Origin of the sequence: Dechloromonas hortensis, assembly GCF_009469765.1 — a bacterium.
Classification (GTDB): Bacteria; Pseudomonadota; Gammaproteobacteria; order Burkholderiales; family Rhodocyclaceae; genus Azonexus; species Azonexus hortensis.
Map to the genome: position 1 here is coordinate 48,489 of NZ_SSSQ01000012.1, position 20,317 is coordinate 68,805.

Genomic DNA, 20,317 nt, shown 5'->3' on the forward strand with positions numbered 1-20,317 from the left:
AGCCCGGGCCGGCCATGGCACGGGTTTATTTTGCCTTGTGGCCGCCGGCGGCCATTGCTGAACCACTGGCCGGCACGGCCCGTTCGGCGGCCAGCCAGTTGGGTGGCAAGGCGACCCGACCGGAAAGCATTCATCTGACGCTGGCTTTCCTCGGCGCCGTCGCCGAGAGCAGTCTGCCGCTGCTGGTTCGCACGGCGGCCGGTGTCCGGGCGGCGCCGTTTGAATTGCAAATCGACCGCCTCGGCTATTGGTCGCATAACCGCCTGCTGTGGGCCGGCTGCTCGGCGCCGCCACCTGAATTGCCCGGGCTGGCCAAGGCCTTGCAACAGCAACTGGGCGCCGCCGGTTTTGCCGTGGCCGATGCCGATCGCCCGTTCGCGGCGCACCTGACTCTGCTGCGCAAGCTTCCCGCCGGCCATCCGCCGCAAATACTTCCGCCCATCGCGCCACTCGCCTGGTCGTGCACCAGCTTTGTTCTGGTACGCTCCCAGCTATCGGCCAGTGGCCCTGAATACAAGATCCTTGCTGAGTTTCCGCTCGTTCCATGATCAAGAAAATCCCGGTCAATCTGCTTGAGCCCGGCATGTATGTCAGCGACTTCAATGCCGGCTGGTTGCACCATCCGTTTGCCTTCAACAGCATGATGATCGCCTCCGAAGACGATGTCGCCCGCGTGCTGGCTGCCGGTATTCGCGAGTTGTTCATCGACACCGATCGCGGGCGGGATGTCGGCGACGGCGTACCCACCGCGCAGGAGGCAGCTGTACAAACCGGGCAGCAGGTCGAACAGATGGCGATGACGGCGCGGCCGCTGGCGCCGGAACCACGTATTTCGCTGGCCGAGGAAATGAATCGGGCTCGCCTGGCTTTCGGCGAGGCGGTGAAGATCATCCGCAATCTGATGGAAGACGCCCGGCTCGGTCGCCAGGTCGAGGTTGCCACCGCCAAGCCGAGCATCGAAAAAATCGTCGCTTCGGTGATGCGCAACAGTTCGGCGATGATGACCATGCGCCGCCTGAAAAGCCTGGACGATTACACCTTCCTGCATTCGGTCGGTGTCTGCACCATGCTGGCCAGCTTTGCCAAGGTGGTCGATATGGAGATCAACTCGATTCACGATGTCGTGCTCGGCGGCCTGATCCACGATATCGGCAAGATGCGGGTCGCCCAGGCCGTGCTCAACAAGCCGGCCCGGCTCAACGCCGAGGAGTTGCGGCATATCAAGTCGCATGTCGTGCTCGGCTCCGACCTGATGCATCAGTTGCCGGGTATCCCGGCACTGGCCATGCAACCGCTTGAGTTGCATCATGAGCGCTACGATGGCAGTGGCTACCCGAAAGGCCTGAAAGGCGACGAAATCCCCGCGGTCGGTCGGATGGCGGCGATTGTCGATGTCTACGATGCGATCACGTCCAACCGCGTTTACCGCAAGGGCATCTCGCCGGCGCTGGCGGTGCAGAAGCTGTTCGAATGGAGCCAGCATCATTTCGATCCGGAAATGACGAAAGTTTTCCTGAAGAGTGTCGGTATCTATCCGATCGGGACGCTGGTCCGGCTGGAGAGCGGGCGCCTGGGGGTGGTGGTCGAGCAGTCCGAGACGCATCTGCTGACGCCGGTGGTACGGGTCATGTACGACGGCCGGCGCCAGCACTATATCGCGCCCGAGGATGTCGATCTGTCGCGGCCGGTCGGTTCGGGGGGCGGCGACCGGATCGTCAGTTTTGAGTCGGCGGATAAAATGGGTATCGATATTTCGCGCTTTCTGCAGTAGCCAAAGATAAAACACAGGGGGCTGTTTGACGGAGCAGGGGGAATCGGAAAGCAGTGCAATCCTGCGGGTACTGTTGGTTGACGCCAATGCCCGGGATGCCCAACGTCTGCTCGACGCCCTGCGCGGCGGCGGGCATGCGGTCTATTCGCGACAAGCTGCGTTGCGCAGCGAAATCGACGAGGCGCTGAGCGGCGAAGCCTGGGATATTGCCCTGCTCAGTTGCGCCTTGCCGGACATCGAGCCGGTCGAGGTACTCGATCTGGTTGCCGAACAGGCGCCCGGTTTGCCGGTCGTGCTCGCCATTGCGCGCGGTCAAAAACTGTTTCCGGTCGAGTTGCTCGAAAACGGCGCCTGCGATTTCATTTTCAAGAGCAATCCGTCGCGTCTGCTGCCGGTCGTCGAGCGCGAATGCGCCCGGCTACGACTGCGCCAGAACCAGGTGCACTCCATGCCCGGGGTGCCGGTGGACGAATGCGAAGCGCGTTTCCTGCAACTGGCCAGCAATGTGCCTGAGTGCTACTGGCTGAGCGATGCCGAAAGCCAGCGCATTACCTTTGTCAGCAAGGGCTACGCGCAGATCTGGGGGCGCTATGTCGAGGCTCTCTATGCTGATTCCATGGACTCGCTGAAACATGTCCATGCCGAGGACCGCAAGCGTTTGGCGCAGGCCTTCCAGCAATATCGTCTCGGTGGCCTCGACGAGCGGTTTCGCGTCGTGCGGCCGGACGGTGGCGTGCGCTGGTTGCATGCGCGCACCTTTCCGGTCCGCGACGAGGCTGGCCGGGTGGTCAGTATCGGCGGGGTGGCGAGTGATGTCACCAGCCTGCTGGCCGATCAGCGTCAGTTGCCGTTTTTTGCCCATTTCGATGCGTTGACCGCGCTGCCCAACCAGCTGATGTTCTACGAGCAGGCCCGGCACCTGATTGCGCTGGCCCGGCGCACCGCCTTGTCGGTGGGCGTCATGGTGGTCGATATCGATCATTTTCGCGAGCTTAACCAGACACTCGGCCATACCGCCGGCGACGAACTGCTGCGCCAGATCGGCGCCCGCCTGTCCGGCTCGCTGCGCGAATCGGACAGCATCGGACGGATTGGCGGTGACGTGTTCGTCATCCTGTTGCCCGATGCGCCGGACAGCCAGTTCGCGAGCACGGTGGCGCGCCGGATCATCGATACGCTGATCCTGCCGGTGCGGGTCGAGGGGCAGGAGGTCTTCGCCACAGCGAGCATCGGCATCGCCTTCTTCCCGGCCGATGGCGAGACGGCACATGAACTGGTCTCGCATGCCGAAGTGGCGGTCCGCCATGCCAAGAGCCAGGGGCGCAATACCTACCAGTTCTATTCCGGGCAGATGCGGGACGATATTCGCGATCGTCTGTTCCTCGAAAGCGAACTGCGCAACGCCTCCCTGCGCAACGAGTTCGTGCTGCATTACCAGCCCAAGGTCAGTTGCGCCAACGGTCGGATCACCGGGGCGGAGGCACTGCTGCGCTGGAATCATCCGCGGCGCGGCCTCGTACCGCCCGATCAGTTCATCCCGATGCTCGAAGAGACCGGCCTGATCGTCCCGGTCGGGCGCTGGGTACTGCAGGAGGCCTGTCGCCAGACCGTGCTCTGGCAGCAGGCCGGGCTCGACATGCCGAGCATCTCGGTCAACCTGTCGGCGCGCCAGTTGTTGTCCGATACGCTGCTCGGCGACATTCGCGAAACCCTTGCCCTGAGCGGCCTGAAGCCGGCCTGCCTGGATCTTGAAATCACCGAGAGCATGCTGATGCAGAACGCCGATACGGCGATCCGCACGCTCTTTGCGCTCAAGGAGGCTGGGGTCAGCATTTCGCTCGACGATTTCGGCACCGGCTATTCCAGCCTGGCCTACCTGAAGCGTTTTCCGCTCGATGCGGTCAAGGTCGATCGCTCCTTCGTCCGGGATATCGCGGCCGATTCCGACGATGCCTCGATTACCCGGGCGGTGATCACCATGGCCCACCATTTGAAACTCAAGGTCGTCGCCGAAGGGGTGGAAACGCCGGAGCAACTGGCGCTGCTCATTTCGCACCAGTGCGACATCATTCAGGGCTACTTCTTCTCACGGCCGCTGCCGGTGGCCGAAATGAGCGAACTGCTGGCCGCCGACAAGTGCCTGCCGGCCAGCCTGCTGCGTTCGGGCACGCGCAAGCCGATGGCGCTGTTCGTTGCGGTGGACGGCTGTGAAGAGGTCATTTCCATGCTCGACCGCGACGGGCACCGGGTGTGCACGGCCAATGACATCGAGGCGGTAACGCAATGGTTTGCTGCCAATCTGGTCGATGTGCTGGTCTGCGGTTCGCCGCGCAAGGGCTTTGATACTGCTGCCGTGATCCGCCTGGCGGCGCAGATGCAACCGCTCTGCGAGCGCATCCTGCTGGCTGGCGGCCGGGAGTGGAACCGCAAGCTGGTCACCGAACTGAGTGCCTCCGGTCTGGTCCATCGGGTAATCCATCTGCCCTTCGAGGCGACCGCCTTCCGGCATACGGTCGAGGAGGCCCTGGAACAGCACCGGATCAGCGAGGACTACAATCGCCTGTCGCACGAGGTCGAGCAGGCCGGGCGCAAGCTGCTCCATGCCGAAGAAGAGCGACGCCGACTTGAACTGCAGAATCAGCTTTTGCAAACCACCGAAGCGCAGGGCTATGGCATCTTGCAGGAACTGCTGGCGGAAATGTCATGGCCGGTGTTCGGTATCGATGATGGGGGTATGCTGGTGCTGATCAACGATGCCGCGCTGAAGGCCTTCGCTGAACGGCGGCTGGTGATCGGTGAGCGGCTGCGAGACTTGTTGCCGGAGTTGCCATTGCTTGGCGACAATGCAGATGCCCGAATCAATAATGCACACTATGCCTGCCGCTGGCGGCAGATCGGCGCGGGAGCCTCGCCTGGCGGCTGGCTCCTGCTGCTTGAGGGGAGAGGCCAATGAAAGTTGTCGAAACTTTGCCGCTCAGCGAGGCTGCCATCGGCATGCGGCTGGCCGTCGCCGTCCTTGATGAAGCCGGCCATGTCTTGGTGCCGGCTGGGGCGGAGCTCAGCGAGGGCATGTTGCAGGGGTTGCAACGGCGGGAGATAGCCGAAGTCTCCGTCGAGCGCGAAGTCGAGGAAGACCAGGCGATGCAGGCGGCCTATCGGGCCAAGCTGACCGCCCAACTGGATCATGTGTTTCGCAAGGCGGGGGACGGTGACGAGACCCGGGCGCTCTATCAGGCTGTGCTCGATTACCGCATGGAGCATCGTTCATGAACCAGCTCAACCGTGATCAGGTCGTCGCCCGGCTCAAGCAGTTGCCGTCCTTGCCGTCCGCGGTGACCGAACTGCTGGCTTCCTTCAGCAAGGAAGAGGTCGATATTTCGCAGATCGCCCATCAGATCGCCTGCGATCAGGGGCTGACCGCTCGTGTGCTGCGCGTTGCCAATTCATCGTTCTACGGTTTGCAGAGCCGGGTCGGGACGATCAACGAGGCGGTGGTGGTTCTCGGTTTTCGGGCAGTGCGCAGCATGGTGCTGGCGGTTGGCATGAGCAGTGCCTTTCGGCCCGAGCAGTGCCCGGGTTTCGATGAACAGGCCTATCTCCGCCATTGTGTCGCGGTCGGCCTGGCGGCCCGGGCGATTGCCCCGCTGGCCGGTCATAACGCCGAGCTCGCCTTTACCGCGGGCATCCTGCACGATATCGGCGAACTGGTGCTGGCCTCGAATTTTTCGACGCAATACGCGGCGGTTCTCGCCTACCGCAAGCAGCATGACTGCTTTCTGGTCGAGGCCGAGCGCAACGTTCTGGGTATGGACCACGCCGAAGTCGGCGGCCTGCTGGCCGAGACCTGGCGTTTTCCGGATTCACTGCACGAGGCGGTAGCTGACCACCATGCGCCGGCCGGCGCGCCGGCAAGCTCATTGGCCGACCTGATCCATATGGCCGATGCCATTGCCCATGCCCTCGGCTTGTCCCGACAACCGGAGGAAATGCTGATGCCGCTCGACCGCACTGCGTGGAACCGGCTCGGCATGGATCCGTCCAAGCTGGCCAGTCTGCTGCCGCAGATCGAACAGAGCATGGACGAAACCTGTCAGGCGCTTAGCGGCTGATCGGCAGAGTCAAGCGGGCGAGCAGGCCGCCGCCAGGATTCGGGAGTAGCTCGAAACGGCCGCCATGCAGGTGGGCGACGCGCTCGACGATGGCCAGGCCGAGACCGGTGCCGCTGGCGTTCGTGCGCGCCGTGTCGAGCCGGGTGAACGGGCGCTTCAGGCGTTCGGCTTCGCCAGCCGGAATACCCGGCCCGTGATCGGCGATTTCGACCCGAATTTCACTGTCCACCGCAGCAGCCTTCAGCGTGACGTTGCCGCCACCGTATTTCCAGGCATTGTCGAGCAGATTGGTCAGCGCTCGGGTCAAGGCTTTCGGCCGCAGCTTGAGGTCGGGCAGCGGGGCAAGCTCCAGTGCCAGCGGGCGGCCGACGTAGCCCTGGCGTTCGGCCAGCGTCGAGAGCAGGGCGGTGAGGTCGGTCGGTTCGGCGGCTTCGCCGGATTCGGCGCGGGCGTAGTCCATGAACTGGGAGATCACCGCTTCCATCTGTTCGATGTCGGCGACCACCGCCTGGCGGGCGTTGTCGTCGCTGACGCTGAGCTCGGCTTCGAGGCGGAGCCGGGTTAGTGGCGTGCGCAGGTCGTGCGATATGCCGGCCAGCACTTCCGAGCGATCCTTGTCATGGCGTTCGAGATCGGCCGCCATCGCATTGAAGGCGGTGGCCAGCCGGCGCAGTTCGACGGCCCCGTCTTCCGGCAGGGGGGCCGGTCTCTGGCCCCGACCGACCGCTTCGGCTGACTTGGCCATGGCTTTCAGCGGCCGGCTGATTCGCGAAGCGATCAGCCAGGCGACGGCGAGGGCGAGCAGGGTGGCGAGTAGCCCCCAGGTCAGCCAGTGGCTGGCAAAACTGCGCGCAGCACGCTCGCGCGGCAGGATCAGCCAGTATTCCTCGTCATCGTGCTCTTCCAGCCGGAAGCTGACCCAGAAGCCGCGCACGCCATCGACACTGGCGGCGATCCGCGTGTGATCGCCGAGCCGGCTGGCTAGTTCGCGTTGCAGCAGGCGGTGGAAGCGGCTGTCGGGCATCGCCTCGATCTCGTCTTCCGCTTCGGCCGGCAGCAGGCGGATGCCTTCGCGAGTCGAAAATTCGTTGAACAGGCCAAGGCGCTTTTCCGGAGCGGCAGCGAACAGCGAGGCGCGGATCAGGTTCACCGCGGAGGCGGCCAGTTGCGCCGTTTCCCGGGCGCGCGGCTCGGCGTCCATGTAGCGGAACAGGCTGAGCCAGGCGGCCGTCGTCAGCAGCACCAGCATGGCCAGCAGCAGGAATGTGCGAGCCAGCAGCGAGCGCGGCATCATGCGTCGCGTGCGGTGCCGTCCGGAACGAAAACGTAGCCGAAGCCCCAGACCGTCTGCAGGTAGCGTGGCTGGGCCGGGTCGACCTCGATCAGCTTGCGCAGCCGGGAGACCTGAACGTCGATGGCGCGGTCGAACGGTCCCTGTTCGCGGCCGCGGGCCAGCGTCATCAGTTTGTCACGGGAGAGCGGCTGGCGCGGGTGGTGGAGCAAGACCTTGAGGACGGCGAATTCGCCGGTGGTCAGCGGCAGCAGTTCGTCGCCGCGTTTCAGCGTCCGAGCAGCGAGGTCTACTTCGAGATTGCCGAAGCGGATGTTTTCGGCTTCATCGTCCGGCGCGCCCGGCGGCCGGTTGCCTTGGCGGCGCAGTACGGCATGGATGCGGGCGAGCAGTTCGCGCGGGTTGAAGGGCTTCGGCAGGTAGTCGTCGGCTCCCATTTCGAGCCCGACAATGCGGTCCACTTCGTCGCCTTTGGCGGTCAGCATGATGATCGGTGTCAGGTCGCCGGTGCCGCGCAGGCGGCGACAGATGCTCAGGCCATCTTCGCCCGGCATCATCAGGTCGAGCACGATCAGATGAAAATGTTCGCGGCTGCGCAGCTTGTCCATTTGCTGGCCGTCGGCGACAGCCTTGACGTCAAAGCCCTGTTCGCCGAGGTAACGGGTCAGCAGGTCGCGCAGGCGGGCGTCGTCGTCGACGACGAGAAGGTGGGTATTTTGTTCGCTCATGCTGGCAAGGATAATTGCAGACGGTGAATCAAGCGCGACAAATGGTAACAAGGATTGTCGGACCGGCGCCGGGAAACATATTTTTACATCTCGCTTGCCTTGTCTGGTGGGCTGCGATGGACAATGATCGCATCTGCACATCGAAACCTTCGTCATTGCCATGAAACGCCGGATTCTCCTCTCCACACTGTTGCTCCTGGGCCTGCTCGGCCCGCTGGGCGGCGTCTGGGCACAGGCGCAGTGGCGGGACTTGCCGCCCGAGGAGCGTCGGCAAATGCGGCAGCAGATGCGCGAACACTGGCAGCAGGATCGCGAGTTTCGGCGTGAAGAGGGAGGCGGGCGACGCTGGCAGGATGTGCCACCGGAAGACCGGCGCCGCATGCGCGAGGAAATGCGCGAACAGCGCGCCGTGCAGGAGCGGGAAGGGCGCGATGGGCGGCGGGAGAACTAAGGTGTTCGCTGGCTGCCTCGGCATTTGTTAGCACCACTTGGCGCAATGCCTTGCCCCGGCCAGGCTGCCGCTCCGGTAAAATGCGGCCCCATGCTGATCCTCGCTCTCGAAACCTCCACCGAACTTGGCTCCTGCGCGCTGTGGCGCGACGGCCAGATCACCGAACGCTTTTGCCCGGCCGGTAAGTCGCATTCCGAAACCCTGTTGCCGCTGGTTCGCGAACTGCTCAGCGAGGCGGGGCTGAAGATTGCCCAGCTCGATGCCATTGCCTTCGGTGTTGGCCCCGGTGCCTTTACCGGCCTGCGGGTGGCCTGCGGTGCCGCACAGGGGCTGGCGATGGCGGCTGATATTCCGCTGATCCCCGTCACCAGCCTCGCTGCCCTTGCCGAACTGAGTGCCGCCGACCGGGTGCTGGCCTTGCTTGATGCGCGGATGGGCGAGGTGTACGCCGGTACCTACACGCGCCACGGCGATACCTATCAATTGCAAGGTGAAATCCGGGTTGCTGCGCCGGGCGATGTCGAGTTTCCTGCCGATGCCGGCTGGCTGGCCTGCGGCAATGCTGCAGGGGCCTATCCGGCCTTGCGGGAACGGCTGCTTGCGGCCGGTATCACCGTGCAGGCCGGCCTTTTACCTACCGCGGCGGCGCTGGTCCGCCTCGCAGCACCGCAAGCTGTGCGCCGCGAATGGATTGATGCCGCCCTCGCTGCGCCGCTCTATGTCCGTGACAAGGTGGCGAAGACCGTGGCCGAGCGCCTAAGCGAAGGTGGCCGGGCGTGAGCGCACCGAATATCGCCGCCGAATTTTTTCCGATGAACGAGCACGACCTCGACAGCGTCGCCGCGCTCGAAGCCTCGCTCCAGGCTTTCCCTTGGTCGCGCGGCAATTTCGCCGACTCGCTGACGGCGGGGCACAGCGTCTGGGTTTGCCGGCTAGGCGGCGACCTGATCGGTTTTTCCGTCGTCATGTCGGTCATTGACGAAGCGCACCTGCTCAATATCGGGGTCTGTCAGCGTTACCAGGGGCAGGGCTATGGCGCCCGGCTGTTGCGGCACGCCATGGAGTGCGCCCGACTCGGCGGGGCGAATAAACTTTTCCTCGAAGTCCGGCCGTCCAATGAACGAGCGGTCGACCTGTACCACCATTTTGGCTTTCGCCAGATCGGTCTGCGCAAGGGCTACTATCCGGCCGCCATCGGGCGCGAGGATGGCCTGGTATTTGACAAGGAGCTGGCATGAGTCTGAGCCGCGAACAAATGCTCGTCGAGATGGGCATTTCGCCGATCTGGAAGCTGCGTGAGACGGTGCAAGCCGAAGAGCCAGCGGAATTGCCGGCAGAGGTGCCCATCGAGACGGCACCAGCTGTCGAAACAAGACCTTCGCCGCCACCTGTTGAAAAACCTGCCTTGCAAACGCCGGCATCGTCGCCTGCCGTTGCGCTCCAAGCGGCGAATGCTGCGGTCGACGCCATGAATTGGCCGGAATTGACCCGGGCGGTTGCCGAATGTCGGGCCTGCCCGCTTTGTCAGCAACGAAAACAGGCTGTGCTCGGCGTCGGCGATCTCAATCCCGACTGGCTGTTCATTGGCGAAGGCCCGGGCGCCGACGAGGATGTGCAGGGCGAGCCGTTTGTCGGCCAGGCCGGCAAGCTGCTCGACAACATGCTGGCTGCGCTCAATATTGCGCGTGGCAACAAGGTCTACATCGGCAACGCGGTGAAATGCCGGCCACCCGGCAACCGCACGCCGGAAGCGGCCGAGATGGCCGCCTGCCGACCTTATCTGGAGCGCCAGATTGCGTTGCTCAAGCCGAAGATCATCGTGCTGCTCGGCAAGGCTGCGGTGCATTCGCTGCTGCACGACGACAAGGCGCTCGGCACGATGCGCGGCAAACGTTTCGAATATGCGGGGATACCGGTGGTGGTGACTTATCACCCAGCCTATCTGCTGCGCAACCTGCCCGAAAAGGCGAAGGCCTGGGAGGATCTGCTGTTTGCCCGGCGTCTGCTGCGTGATCAGGCGGTGCCCGAACTGCCTTTCTGAACGCGGCACCCGGTTCGCCAGGTGGCGAGCCGGGGATCAGTGATGGGCACTGTCATCGAGGTGCTGGACGTCGTCCTGTGCTGCCTGGTTGGCGATGTGGCGTTGGCGGATCATATACATCAGGCCGCTGACGAATAGCCCGAACAGCGTGACGACCCAGTAGATCGACAGGTCCATCTTGATCATCATGTAGTAGAGCCCGGTCATGATCAGGATCGACAGGTTTTCGTTGAAGTTCTGGACGGCGATCGAGTGACCGGCCCCCATCAGGATGTGGCCGCGATGTTGCAGCAGGGCGTTCATCGGCACGACGAAGAATCCGGAGAGGCCGCCGATGACGATCAGCAATGGAATGGCCATCCACATCTGGTGTACAAAATTCATCACCAGCACGATCAGACCCATTGCAATACCGAGCGGAATGACCCGCACCGACTTGCGTAGCGTGATGAACTTGGCGGCGAGGATTGCGCCGACGGCGACGCCGACGGCAACGACACCCTGCAGCATCGACGATTTGGAGAGGTCGAGGTTGAGCGCCACTTCCGACCACTTGATGACGATGAATTGCAGCGTCGCTCCGGCGCCCCAGAACAGGGTCGTCACAGCCAGCGAAATCTGGCCCAGTTTGTCGCGCCAGAGCAGCGCCAGGCAGTGGTTGAATTCGTGGATCAGGTAAATCGGGTTTTTCTTCAGCGGCTTGTGATCGACACCGGTATCCGGTACGTACAGATTGAAAATCGCAGCCAGGATATAAAGCACGGCAACCACGGTCAGCGCCATTTCGCCAACCGTGTCGATGCCGGTAGTGATCAGCGGAAAATCGAAGGCGAGCAGGGTTTGGGATATGTCCGGGCGGATTAGCGTGCCGCCGATGACCACGCCGAGGATGATGGCTCCGACCGTCAGGCCTTCGATCCAGCCGTTGGCGACGACCAGCAGGCGATGCGGCAGGTATTCGGTGAGGATGCCGTATTTGGCCGGCGAGTAGGCGGCGGCACCGAGGCCGACCACGGCATAGGCAACCAGCGGATGGGCGCCGAAGAACATCAAGGAGCAACCGGCGATCTTGATGGTGTTGCTGATGAACATCACCCGCCATTTCGGCATCGAGTCGGCAAAGGCGCCGACAAAGGCTGCCAGCAGCACGTAAGAGACAGTGAAAAAAGTCTTCAGGAGCGGCTCATACTCGGACGGCGCATGCATTTCACGCAGCGCGGCGATGGCGGCAATCAGCAGGGCGTTGTCAGCCAGCGCGGAAAAAAACTGCGCGGCCATGATGATGTAGAAGCCAAACGGCACGAGTGTCTTGTCTCTTATATAACTTTGGTCGAGGTTTATACCATGCTTTGCGCGGGACGCAAGGCTTGCGGCGCCTTCCGAGTTGTGCATGTTTGTGTGGTTTGGGGCGGGGGCGAGGTCAAAAGATTCACACTAGGACACGGATGTTAAGTGGCTGTGACATGCCTGCGGTGGACGGTAACAAACGAGGCATTTTACAGTTTGGGTGCCGGCGCTCGCCTGGAATGTGATTGAATATCGCCCGCATACCTCAAGGGAGAAAAATCATGGCTGACCGGCGCTTGCAAGTCTTTCATGCCGTTGCCAAGCACCTCAGTTTTACCCGGGCGGCTGACGCCCTGTTCATGACGCAGCCGGCCGTGACCTTCCAGATCAAACAATTGGAAGAGCAATACAGCACCCGCCTGTTTGAACGGCGCCACGGCAGCATCTCGCTGACTCCGGCCGGGGAACTGGTCCTCGGTTACGCCGAGCGGATCCTTGCCTTGTCGGACGAGATGGAAACCCGCCTCTCCGAAATGACCGGTGAAATGCGCGGCCCCTTGCTGGTCGGTGCCAGCACGACGATTGCCGAATTCATGCTGCCGCGCGTGCTGGGCGAGTTCAACGCGCTCTATCCACAGGTCCGGGCCCGACTGATCGTCGCCAATTCCGAAAGCATCGAAAGCCGGGTCGCCGAGCATACGCTGGATGTCGGCTTGATCGAGGCGCCGGCCAAGCTCTCCGGCCTGAACAGCCAGATCTGTTGCGAGGACGAACTGCTGGTTATCTGCGCTCCCGACTATCCGTTGGCCACGCTGAAATCGGTGACTCCCAAGGTGCTGGCCGATTACGAATACATTTCCCGGGAACCGGGCTCGGGGACCCGGGAAATCAGCGATGCCTATTTCAGCGCCAATCAGGTGCCGCTCGAAAATCTGAAAACGCAAATGGAGCTCGGTAGCCCGGAGGCATTGAAAGGGGTGGTATCGACCGGCCTCGGTTTCGCCATCGTGTCGCGGGCCGTGGTCGCCAAGGAAACCCAACTCGGTGCGCTGGCTTCGGTGCCACTGAACCCGCCGCTGACCCGCAGCCTCTATCTGGTGCATCCGCAGGATCGCTTCCAGTCTCGGCTGACGACAACCTTTATCGATTTCGCCAAGAAGAAGCTCCGAGAACTGGCTTTATGAAAACCTCACGACCGATTCGCGCCCGTATTTCAGGCGCCGCCATTCGGCACAACTATCAACTGGTCAAGAAGCTGGCACCGCATTCAAAGGCGTGGGCGGTGATCAAGGCCAATGCCTACGGTCATGGTCAATGGCGGGCGCTGGCTGCCTTGCGTGATGAGGCCGACGGCTTCGCCATGCTGGAGTGCGAAAACGCGGTCGCCTTGCGCGAGTCCGGCGTTACCCAACCCATTCTGCTGCTTGAGGGCATCTTCAGTGCGCGCGATGTGCGCGCCGTGGTCGAGCATCGGCTGACGACGGTCATTCACTGTCTTGAGCAGTTGGAATTGCTGCTCCAGGCCGGCAAATTCGAGGCGCCATTGGCGGTCTACCTGAAGCTGAATACCGGTATGAACCGCCTCGGCTTCACCGCAGCCAGTTTGCCGCGAGCCTGGGAAATGCTGCAGCAAGAGCCAGCGCTCGACGTAACCTTGATGACGCATTTTGCCGAAGCTGATGGCGAGCGCGGTATCGACTGGCAAATGGCGCGGTTTTCCGCACTCGCCGGCGACTGGTCCGGAGCGCGCTGCCTGGCCAACTCGGCGGCAATCATTCGCCACCCGGCGACGCATACTGAATGGGTGCGTCCGGGCATCGTGCTCTACGGGGCCAGCCCATTTGCCGATCAGAGCGCCGCCGATCTCGGCCTGCAGCCGGCGATGACGCTGGAAAGTGCCATCATTGGTGTCCAGGAGTTGGCGGCCGGCGAGCGCGTAGGCTATGGCGGCACCTTTACCGCCGAGCGGCCGATGCGGATCGGTGTCGTGGCTTGTGGTTACGCCGACGGCTACCCGCGCCATGCGTCGAGTGGCACGCCGATTGCGGTGCAGGGCAAGCGGACGCGGACTATCGGCCGAGTGTCGATGGACATGCTGGCCTGCGATCTGACCGATATCCCCGAAGCCGGCATCGGCGCGCCGGTCACCTTGTGGGGCGAGGGCATCGCCGGCACCGTGCCGGCCGATGAGGTGGCGAGCGCCGCCGGGACCATCGCCTACGAACTGTTCTGCGCCCTGGCCCCGCGCGTGCCGCTTGCGGTCGACGAGGTTTAAATGGCAAAAATCAAATCGATCTACAGTTGCACGGAATGCGGTGCGACCAGCCCGAAGTGGCAGGGGCAGTGCCCCGGCTGCAACCAGTGGAATACGCTGGTCGAAACGGTGGCCGAGAAGGCCTCGAGCAATCATCGTTTCGAGTCGCTGGCGCCGAGTGCCAAATTGCAGAATTTGTCGGAAATCGAGGCGCGCGAGACGGAGCGCATCGCGACCGGCATCGGCGAATTCGATCGGGCGCTCGGTGGCGGCCTGGTGCCGGGCGGGGTGGTGCTGATTGGCGGCGATCCTGGCATCGGCAAGAGCACCTTGCTGCTGCAGGCGCTGTCACACCTGTCGGTCGGCCACAAGGTGCTCTATATCAGCGGCGAGGAGTCGGGCGAACAGGTAGCGCTGCGCGCCCGTCGCCTCAGCCTCGATACCCGACGCCTGCAACTGATGGCCGAAATCAACCTGGAGCGCATTTTGTCCACCCTGCAGGCGGAGCGGCCCGAAGTGGCGGTGGTCGACTCGATCCAGACCATGTGGTCCGACGAGCTTTCGAGCGCCCCGGGTTCGGTGGCACAGGTTCGAGAATGTTCGGCGCAACTGACGCGGCTGGCCAAACAGCTTGGCATCACCATCATCCTGGTCGGCCATGTGACCAAGGAAGGGGCGCTGGCCGGGCCGCGCGTGCTCGAACACATCGTCGATACGGTGTTGTACTTCGAGGGCGACACCCATTCCAGTTTCCGGCTGGTGCGCGCCTTCAAGAATCGCTTTGGCGCGGTCAATGAACTCGGCGTCTTCGCGATGACCGACAAGGGGTTGAAAGGCGTCAACAATCCTTCGGCTCTATTCCTGTCGCAGCACGGGCAGGACGTCGCCGGTTCCTGCGTGATGGTGACGCAGGAGGGGACGCGGCCCTTGCTGGTCGAGATCCAGGCGCTGGTCGACAGCGCCCATGGCAATCCGCGGCGGCTGACCGTCGGTCTGGAAGCGCAGCGGCTGGCCATGCTGCTGGCCGTGCTGCACCGGCATGCCGGCATCGTCTGCTTCGACCAGGATGTCTTCGTCAATGCCGTGGGTGGTGTCAAGATTACCGAGCCGGCGGCCGACCTGGCGGTGCTGCTGTCGATCAGTTCGTCGCTGAAGAACAAGCCCTTGCCATCGAAATTGGTTGTTTTTGGCGAAGTGGGTCTGGCCGGCGAGATTCGTCCGGCGCCGCGTGGTCAGGAGCGTTTGAAGGAGGCGGCCAAGCTCGGTTTTACCCGGGCGCTGATTCCCGAGGCCAATCGGCCGAAACAGGGCATCGACGGCATGGAGGTGATCGGCGTCAAACGGGTCGAGGAGGCGGTAGCCCGAATACGCGAGTTGGAATAAGCTGTCGGAAGAATCCCTTTCGGCATATATGTTCAATCTCTCGCGTTACTTCTCGACGGTCAGTTTCATCCTTATCGTGCTGGCCGCAGGCATTCTCGGGCCGCTTTACCGCCAGTTGGCGATCCAGCAGATGACCGAACTGGCCGAGGACCGCAACGTGGCGATGGCCCAGGTCTTCCGGAATTCGCTGACGACCCCGCTGGAGGCGCTGATGCTGGCCTCGATCGGCAAGGATGCTGCCTTTCTGCGGCAATCCGGGGAGGAGCGGCAGATGCAGGCCAGCGTTACCGCCCTGATGCGGAATACAGCAGTGGTCAAGGTCAAGCTGTATAACCGCCTCGGTACGGTCATATTCTCGACCGATCCGGAGCAGATAGGCGAGAACCGTTTCGATAACAACGGTTTTCGCACGGCCATGCATGGCAACGTGAGCAGCGAACTGATCTTGCGCGACTCGCCCTACGGTACGGATCGGGGGCTGGCCGAGGCCGATACGCTGGCCAGCTACATCCCGGTGCGCGGTACAAATGCGGCGATCGAAGGCGTGCTCGAGCTCTATCAGGATGTCACGCCCTTCATGCAGTTGCTGAGTCGTACCCTGTGGTGGGTGACGGGCGGCGTTGCTTGTATTTTTGGCGGGCTTTATCTGATGCAGTTCCTGGTCGTGCGCCGGGCTCAGAAAATCCTGACCGATCAGGAAGGGCGCATCAAGGCGGCGCGCGATACCCTGGAAATCCAGGTCGAAGCGCGGACGCTGGAACTGAAGCGCACCAATAAGCAGCTCGAAGCTGAAATTGCCGAGCGCCGCCAGGCCGAAAGCAAGCTGAATTATCTGGCCTACCACGATCCACTGACCGGACTGGCCAATCGTCGCTGTTTCATCGAGCGCCTCGACCAAAGCCTGCTTGATGCGGAACGGAACGGCCAGCGTCTGGCCGTGCTCTTCGTCGACCTCGACCAGTTCAAGCAGGTCAACGACTCGCTGGGGCACAGCGTCGGCGACGAACTGCTCGTTGCCGTTGCCGCCCGCATCGGCGACAACGTCAAGTTGATCGACATGCTGGCCCGCCTGGGCGGCGACGAGTTCATCTGCCTGATGGAGGGTGTGCACAACGAGCGCGATGTGGCGACACTGGTCGAGGAAATCATCGATGTCTTCGAGCAGCCTTTCCAGTTGGGTAGCCATGAGCTGTTCCTGTCGACATCGGTCGGGATCAGCCTTTTCCCGGGCGACGGGCAAAGCGTGGTCGACCTGATGCGCAATGCCGATACCGCGATGTATCGCGCCAAGGCCATCGGGCGCGGCCAGTTCCACTTCTACACCCCGGAAATGACGCGCGATGCCCAAGAGCGCATCCGAATGGAAAACCTGCTGCGCCGGGCGCTGGAAAACGGCGAAATGTCCGTCCATCTGCAACCGCAGGTCGATACGCAGACGGGCGAACTGGTTGGCGCCGAGGCGCTGGTCCGCTGGAACAGCCCGGAACTAGGCAGTGTTCCGCCATCGCGCTTCATCCCGCTGGCCGAGGATTCCGGCGTTATCGTCAGCCTCGGCAACTGGGTGTTGCGCGAAACCTGCCGGCAGGTCATGCAATGGCAGGGCAGCGGCTTCGATCTGCCGCAGGTCTCGGTCAATCTCTCGGTCAAGCAACTGGAAAGGCCGGAGTTCATCGATACCCTCGATCAGATCCTGGTCGATACCGGCATGGACCCGGCCCGCCTCAAACTGGAGATCACCGAGTCGGTAGTGATGGCGGTGAACGATGCCTTCGAGTTGCTGGAGCGTTTGCGCCGCCTTGGTATCACGCTGGCGCTCGACGATTTCGGCACCGGCTACTCGTCGCTCAGCTACCTGAAAATGCTGCCGGTGCAGCAACTGAAAATCGATCAATCCTTCGTTGTCGGCATCGGCAGCAATCCGGGCGACGAGGCGATCATCCGTTCGGTGATGGCGCTGGCCCGGAGCCTCGACTTCGAGGTGGTGGCCGAGGGTGTCGAAACCGCCGAGCAGGCGGATTTCCTCGCCGCACTGGGTTGCGACCAACTGCAGGGCTTTCTGCATGGACGGGCCGTGGCGCCGGCCGAGTTCCGGGCGCGCTGGTCGGTTCCCGTATGATCGGGCTGGCCCGGCGCATGCTCGGCCGCGAACTACGCTCTGGCGAGTTGCGCCTGCTCTTTGCTGCTCTCGTGGTGGCGGTAGCGGCGGTGACGGCAGTTGGCTTCTTTGCCGACCGCGTACGCCTGGCGCTGGATAGCGAAGCCCAGCAACTGATGGGCGGCGATCTGGTGCTGATTGCCGACCAGCCATGGCCGTCCGCCGTGATTGACGAGGCCCGCCGGCGCGGGCTGGAACAGGCCGAAACGCTGACTTTTCCGAGCATGGTGCTGGCCAACGGCCAGGCGCAGTTGGCCGATATCAAGGCGGTGAGCAGCAGCTACCCGCTGCGCGGTCGCCTGTCGGCAGCACAGCAAATTGGTGAGCCGGGCCAGCCGGTCGGGCAAGGGCCGCAAGCCGGCAGCGTCTGGCTCGATGAACGGCTGGCCACCGCCCTGCAGGCGGCACCAGGCGATCGGGTGACTTTGGGGCAGCGCCAGTTGCAGGTCGCCGCCATCCTGACCCAGGAGCCGGATCGCAGCTTCAATCTGTTTGCACTGGCGCCGCGACTGTTGATGCACGTCGATGACATTGCATCGAGCGGGCTGGTGCAGTTCGGTTCGCGTGTCACCTACCGCCGTCTGCTGACCGGCGAGCCGAAAGCGGTGGCCGGTTTCCGGAAATGGCTGGAGGCACGCCTGTCCCGCGGTCAACGCCTCGAAGATGCCCAAAATGCCCGGCCCGAGATTCGCAGCGCGCTCGACCGGGCGCAGCGTTTCCTTGGCTTGGCCAGCTTGCTGACCGTGGTGCTGTCCGCGGTTTCTGTCGCGCTGGCCGCCCGCCGCTACATGCAGCGTCACCTCGATGCCTGTGCCGTGATGCGCTGCTTCGGCATCACCCAGTTCGGCCTGATCCGCTTGCATGCCGCCTTGTTCATCTGGCTGGCGCTGCTCGCCATCGGGCTGGGTGCGATACTGGGCTTTGCCACCCATTTCGTGCTGCTGCGCTGGCTCGGCAGCTTGCTGGCGATCAATCTGCCCTTGCCGGGCTGGCTGCCGCTGGGGCAGGGGGCCGCGGTGGCGGCAGTGCTGCTGTTCGGTTTTGCTTTTCCGCCGTTGTTGCAACTGAGCAAGGTGCCGACCCTGCGCGTCTTGCGCCGCGAGCTTGGGCCGCCGACGCCTTTCCTGCTCGGCGGTTACGCGCTGGGCCTGCTTTTGCTGGCCGGCCTGATGGTGCTGGTCGCCGGCGACCGCCGGCTCGGTGGCCTGGCCGTGCTCGGCTTTGCCGGGGCGCTGCTGGTCTTCTGGTCGCTCGCCCGGCTGGCGGTTGGGGCGATTGCCGGCCTGCGCAGTGGCGGCGGCTTCGGCTGGCGCCAGGGGCTGGCCAGCCTGGCACGGCATCGCTCGGCCAGCGCCCTGCAGATCGTCGCCCTGGCCATCGGTCTGATGGCGATGCTGTTGCTGACCGTGACCCGCGGTCAACTGCTCGAAACCTGGCAAAAAGCGGTGCCATCCGATGCCCCGAATCGTTTTGTCATCAACATCCAGCCCGATCAATTGCCCAGCCTGGGCGAGCGCCTGGCGCAGGCCGGCATCAAGGCCGAGCTGTCGCCGATGGTGCGCGCCCGGCTGATCGAGATTGGCGGGCGGCCGGTCAGTGCGGCCAGCTACCCGGATGACGAGCGGGCGCAGCGCCTGATCGAGCGGGAGTTCAACCTGTCCTGGCGCAGCGATCCGCCGCCCGGCAACCGGCTGGTCGCCGGCCGCTGGTTCGGGCCGAACGACGCAGGACAGGGGCTGGCCTCGGTCGAGGAAGGGCTGGCCCAAACCCTTGGCATCGGGCTCGGCAACGAACTGGTCTTCATGGTCGCCGATCAGGAAAAGCGGGTCGTCGTGAGCAGCTTGCGGCGGCTCGACTGGGATTCGATGCGGGTCAATTTCTTCGTGCTGACCCCGCCTGGCGTCATTGATGATGCCCCGACCAGCTACATCACCAGCTTTCATCTGCCCGAGGCGCAACAGGCCTTTGGGCGCCAGCTGGTCATGCAGTTTCCCAATCTGACCATCATCGACGTCGGTGCCGTGCTGCGGCAGTTTCAGGGCATCGTCGGCCAGGTGGCCGGGGCCGTGCAGTTCATCTTCTTGTTCACGCTGCTCGCCGGTGCCATCGTGCTCTATTCGGCACTGGCCAGCGCGTTCGACGAGCGGCGTTATGAACTGGCGATCATGCGCGCCCTCGGGGCGCATCGCCGGCAGTTGCGGCAGGCGATGTTGACCGAACTGGCGGTGACCGGCACGACAGCCGGCCTGATCGCCGCCCTCGGCGCCAGTGCACTCGGGCAGGTCATTGCCCGCCGGGTCTTCGAGTTGAGCCTGCCCTTCGATCCGCTCTTGCTGCTGTACTCGGCCGCGGGGGGCGCGGTGCTGAGCGTGGCGGTCGGCTGGCTGGCCATGCGCCGCCTGCTGCAGACGCCGCCCTTGCTGGCGCTGCGGGCCGGGGCCTAAAAGTCGAGCTCGGTCACATTGTGCGGGCCGAGGCGCTGGTAACGGATGCGTTTGCTCATGCCCTGGATCAGGCCGAGGCCGAGACCGCCGACTGCTGCGGTCGACACCGTTGCAGGGGCAATTTTGCCGGGGTCGAACGGGATGGCCTGGTCGATGTAGCGCAGGGTTAGGCGGTCGCTGCTGCGACTCAGGCCAATCTGGATAAGCGCAGTGCATTCGCCACCATAACCATGTGCAATGGTATTGGTGAACAGTTCTTCAACGACCAGTTGCAGGCGTTCGCAGGCACCGGCCGGACAGCCGAATTCGGCCGTCTGGCGGGCGATTTCGCGCATCAGGCCAGGCAGTTCGGCGTAACGCGCGCTGACAGAAAATTCCGTAAAATGGGCAGACATATCTTTTT

18 protein-coding genes are annotated in these 20,317 nt (G+C 63.5%); 14 read left to right on the top strand and 4 right to left on the bottom strand.

The window, feature by feature from the left end:
* Positions 1–14: 14 nt before the first annotated feature.
* The 5 genes from thpR (at position 15) to GH663_RS16700 (ending at position 5,880) form a co-directional block, all read left to right on the top strand.
* Complete coding sequence (thpR, locus tag GH663_RS16680; protein WP_153132813.1) at positions 15–548, top strand: RNA 2',3'-cyclic phosphodiesterase; 534 nt, start codon at positions 15–17, stop codon at positions 546–548.
* The gene (locus GH663_RS16685) at positions 545–1,771 is read left to right on the top strand and encodes an HD-GYP domain-containing protein (RefSeq protein WP_153132814.1); all 1,227 of its coding nucleotides are present in this window, start codon (positions 545–547) and stop codon (positions 1,769–1,771) included. Before thpR ends, GH663_RS16685 begins: the two co-directional genes overlap by 4 nt.
* Before the next feature lie 73 nt (positions 1,772–1,844).
* Positions 1,845–4,724, top strand: a complete 2,880-nt coding sequence (locus tag GH663_RS16690; protein WP_153132815.1) for a putative bifunctional diguanylate cyclase/phosphodiesterase — start codon at positions 1,845–1,847, stop codon at positions 4,722–4,724.
* Positions 4,721–5,041: a hypothetical protein gene (locus tag GH663_RS16695; RefSeq protein ID WP_153132816.1), complete on the top strand. Its 321-nt coding sequence runs from the start codon at positions 4,721–4,723 to the stop codon at positions 5,039–5,041. Before GH663_RS16690 ends, GH663_RS16695 begins: the two co-directional genes overlap by 4 nt.
* A complete protein-coding gene (locus tag GH663_RS16700) occupies positions 5,038–5,880 on the top strand; it encodes an HDOD domain-containing protein (protein ID WP_153132817.1) in 843 nt (280 codons plus the stop codon). The genes GH663_RS16695 and GH663_RS16700 overlap by 4 nt, the downstream gene beginning before the upstream one ends.
* On the opposite strand, the gene GH663_RS16705 is transcribed toward GH663_RS16700, so the two are convergent.
* Positions 5,870–7,174 (bottom strand): ATP-binding protein, encoded by a 1,305-nt coding sequence (locus GH663_RS16705; RefSeq protein WP_246181620.1) that lies wholly within the window; start codon positions 7,172–7,174, stop codon positions 5,870–5,872. The two genes, GH663_RS16700 and GH663_RS16705, sit on opposite strands and share 11 nt — an antisense overlap.
* A complete protein-coding gene (gene ompR / locus GH663_RS16710) occupies positions 7,171–7,899 on the bottom strand; it encodes an osmolarity response regulator transcription factor OmpR (protein ID WP_153132818.1) in 729 nt (242 codons plus the stop codon). Before ompR ends, GH663_RS16705 begins: the two co-directional genes overlap by 4 nt.
* A gap of 160 nt (positions 7,900–8,059) precedes the next feature.
* Here ompR and GH663_RS16715 point away from each other — a divergent pair, with 160 nt between their 5' ends.
* The 4 genes from GH663_RS16715 (at position 8,060) to GH663_RS16730 (ending at position 10,391) form a co-directional block, all read left to right on the top strand.
* Positions 8,060–8,350, top strand: coding sequence for a hypothetical protein (locus tag GH663_RS16715; RefSeq protein ID WP_153132819.1), 291 nt, complete (start codon positions 8,060–8,062; stop codon positions 8,348–8,350).
* 90 nt (positions 8,351–8,440) lie between these two features.
* Positions 8,441–9,130, top strand: coding sequence for a tRNA (adenosine(37)-N6)-threonylcarbamoyltransferase complex dimerization subunit type 1 TsaB (tsaB, locus tag GH663_RS16720; RefSeq protein WP_153132820.1), 690 nt, complete (start codon positions 8,441–8,443; stop codon positions 9,128–9,130).
* A complete protein-coding gene (rimI, locus tag GH663_RS16725; RefSeq protein WP_246181621.1) occupies positions 9,127–9,588 on the top strand; it encodes a ribosomal protein S18-alanine N-acetyltransferase in 462 nt (153 codons plus the stop codon). The genes tsaB and rimI overlap by 4 nt, the downstream gene beginning before the upstream one ends.
* Positions 9,585–10,391 carry a uracil-DNA glycosylase gene (locus GH663_RS16730; protein ID WP_153132821.1) on the top strand — a complete coding sequence of 269 codons (807 nt, stop codon included), beginning with the start codon at positions 9,585–9,587 and terminating at the stop codon, positions 10,389–10,391. The genes rimI and GH663_RS16730 overlap by 4 nt, the downstream gene beginning before the upstream one ends.
* A gap of 36 nt (positions 10,392–10,427) precedes the next feature.
* Here GH663_RS16730 and lplT read toward each other — a convergent pair whose 3' ends face one another.
* Positions 10,428–11,693 (bottom strand): lysophospholipid transporter LplT, encoded by a 1,266-nt coding sequence (lplT, locus tag GH663_RS16735; protein ID WP_153132822.1) that lies wholly within the window; start codon positions 11,691–11,693, stop codon positions 10,428–10,430.
* Between the two features lie 266 nt (positions 11,694–11,959).
* On the opposite strand from lplT, the gene GH663_RS16740 reads away from it, so the two are divergent.
* Genes GH663_RS16740 through GH663_RS16760 form a run of 5 tightly spaced genes read left to right on the top strand, consistent with a single transcriptional unit; the run spans position 11,960 to position 19,914 of the window.
* Positions 11,960–12,862: a LysR family transcriptional regulator gene (locus GH663_RS16740; protein ID WP_153132823.1), complete on the top strand. Its 903-nt coding sequence runs from the start codon at positions 11,960–11,962 to the stop codon at positions 12,860–12,862.
* The gene (gene alr / locus GH663_RS16745; RefSeq protein ID WP_153132824.1) at positions 12,859–13,953 is read left to right on the top strand and encodes an alanine racemase; all 1,095 of its coding nucleotides are present in this window, start codon (positions 12,859–12,861) and stop codon (positions 13,951–13,953) included. The genes GH663_RS16740 and alr overlap by 4 nt, the downstream gene beginning before the upstream one ends.
* Entirely contained in the window at positions 13,954–15,315 is a 1,362-nt protein-coding gene (gene radA / locus GH663_RS16750) for a DNA repair protein RadA (protein ID WP_153132825.1), read from the top strand. It begins immediately after the preceding gene.
* A gap of 28 nt (positions 15,316–15,343) precedes the next feature.
* On the top strand, positions 15,344–17,431 hold the full coding sequence (locus tag GH663_RS16755; protein ID WP_153132826.1) for a putative bifunctional diguanylate cyclase/phosphodiesterase: 2,088 nt from the start codon (positions 15,344–15,346) through the stop codon (positions 17,429–17,431).
* Positions 17,428–19,914 (top strand): ABC transporter permease, encoded by a 2,487-nt coding sequence (locus tag GH663_RS16760; RefSeq protein WP_153132827.1) that lies wholly within the window; start codon positions 17,428–17,430, stop codon positions 19,912–19,914. The genes GH663_RS16755 and GH663_RS16760 overlap by 4 nt, the downstream gene beginning before the upstream one ends.
* On the opposite strand, the gene GH663_RS16765 is transcribed toward GH663_RS16760, so the two are convergent.
* A complete protein-coding gene (locus GH663_RS16765; RefSeq protein ID WP_170291446.1) occupies positions 19,911–20,309 on the bottom strand; it encodes an ATP-binding protein in 399 nt (132 codons plus the stop codon). The genes GH663_RS16760 and GH663_RS16765 overlap by 4 nt on opposite strands.
* Positions 20,310–20,317 lie beyond the last annotated feature (8 nt).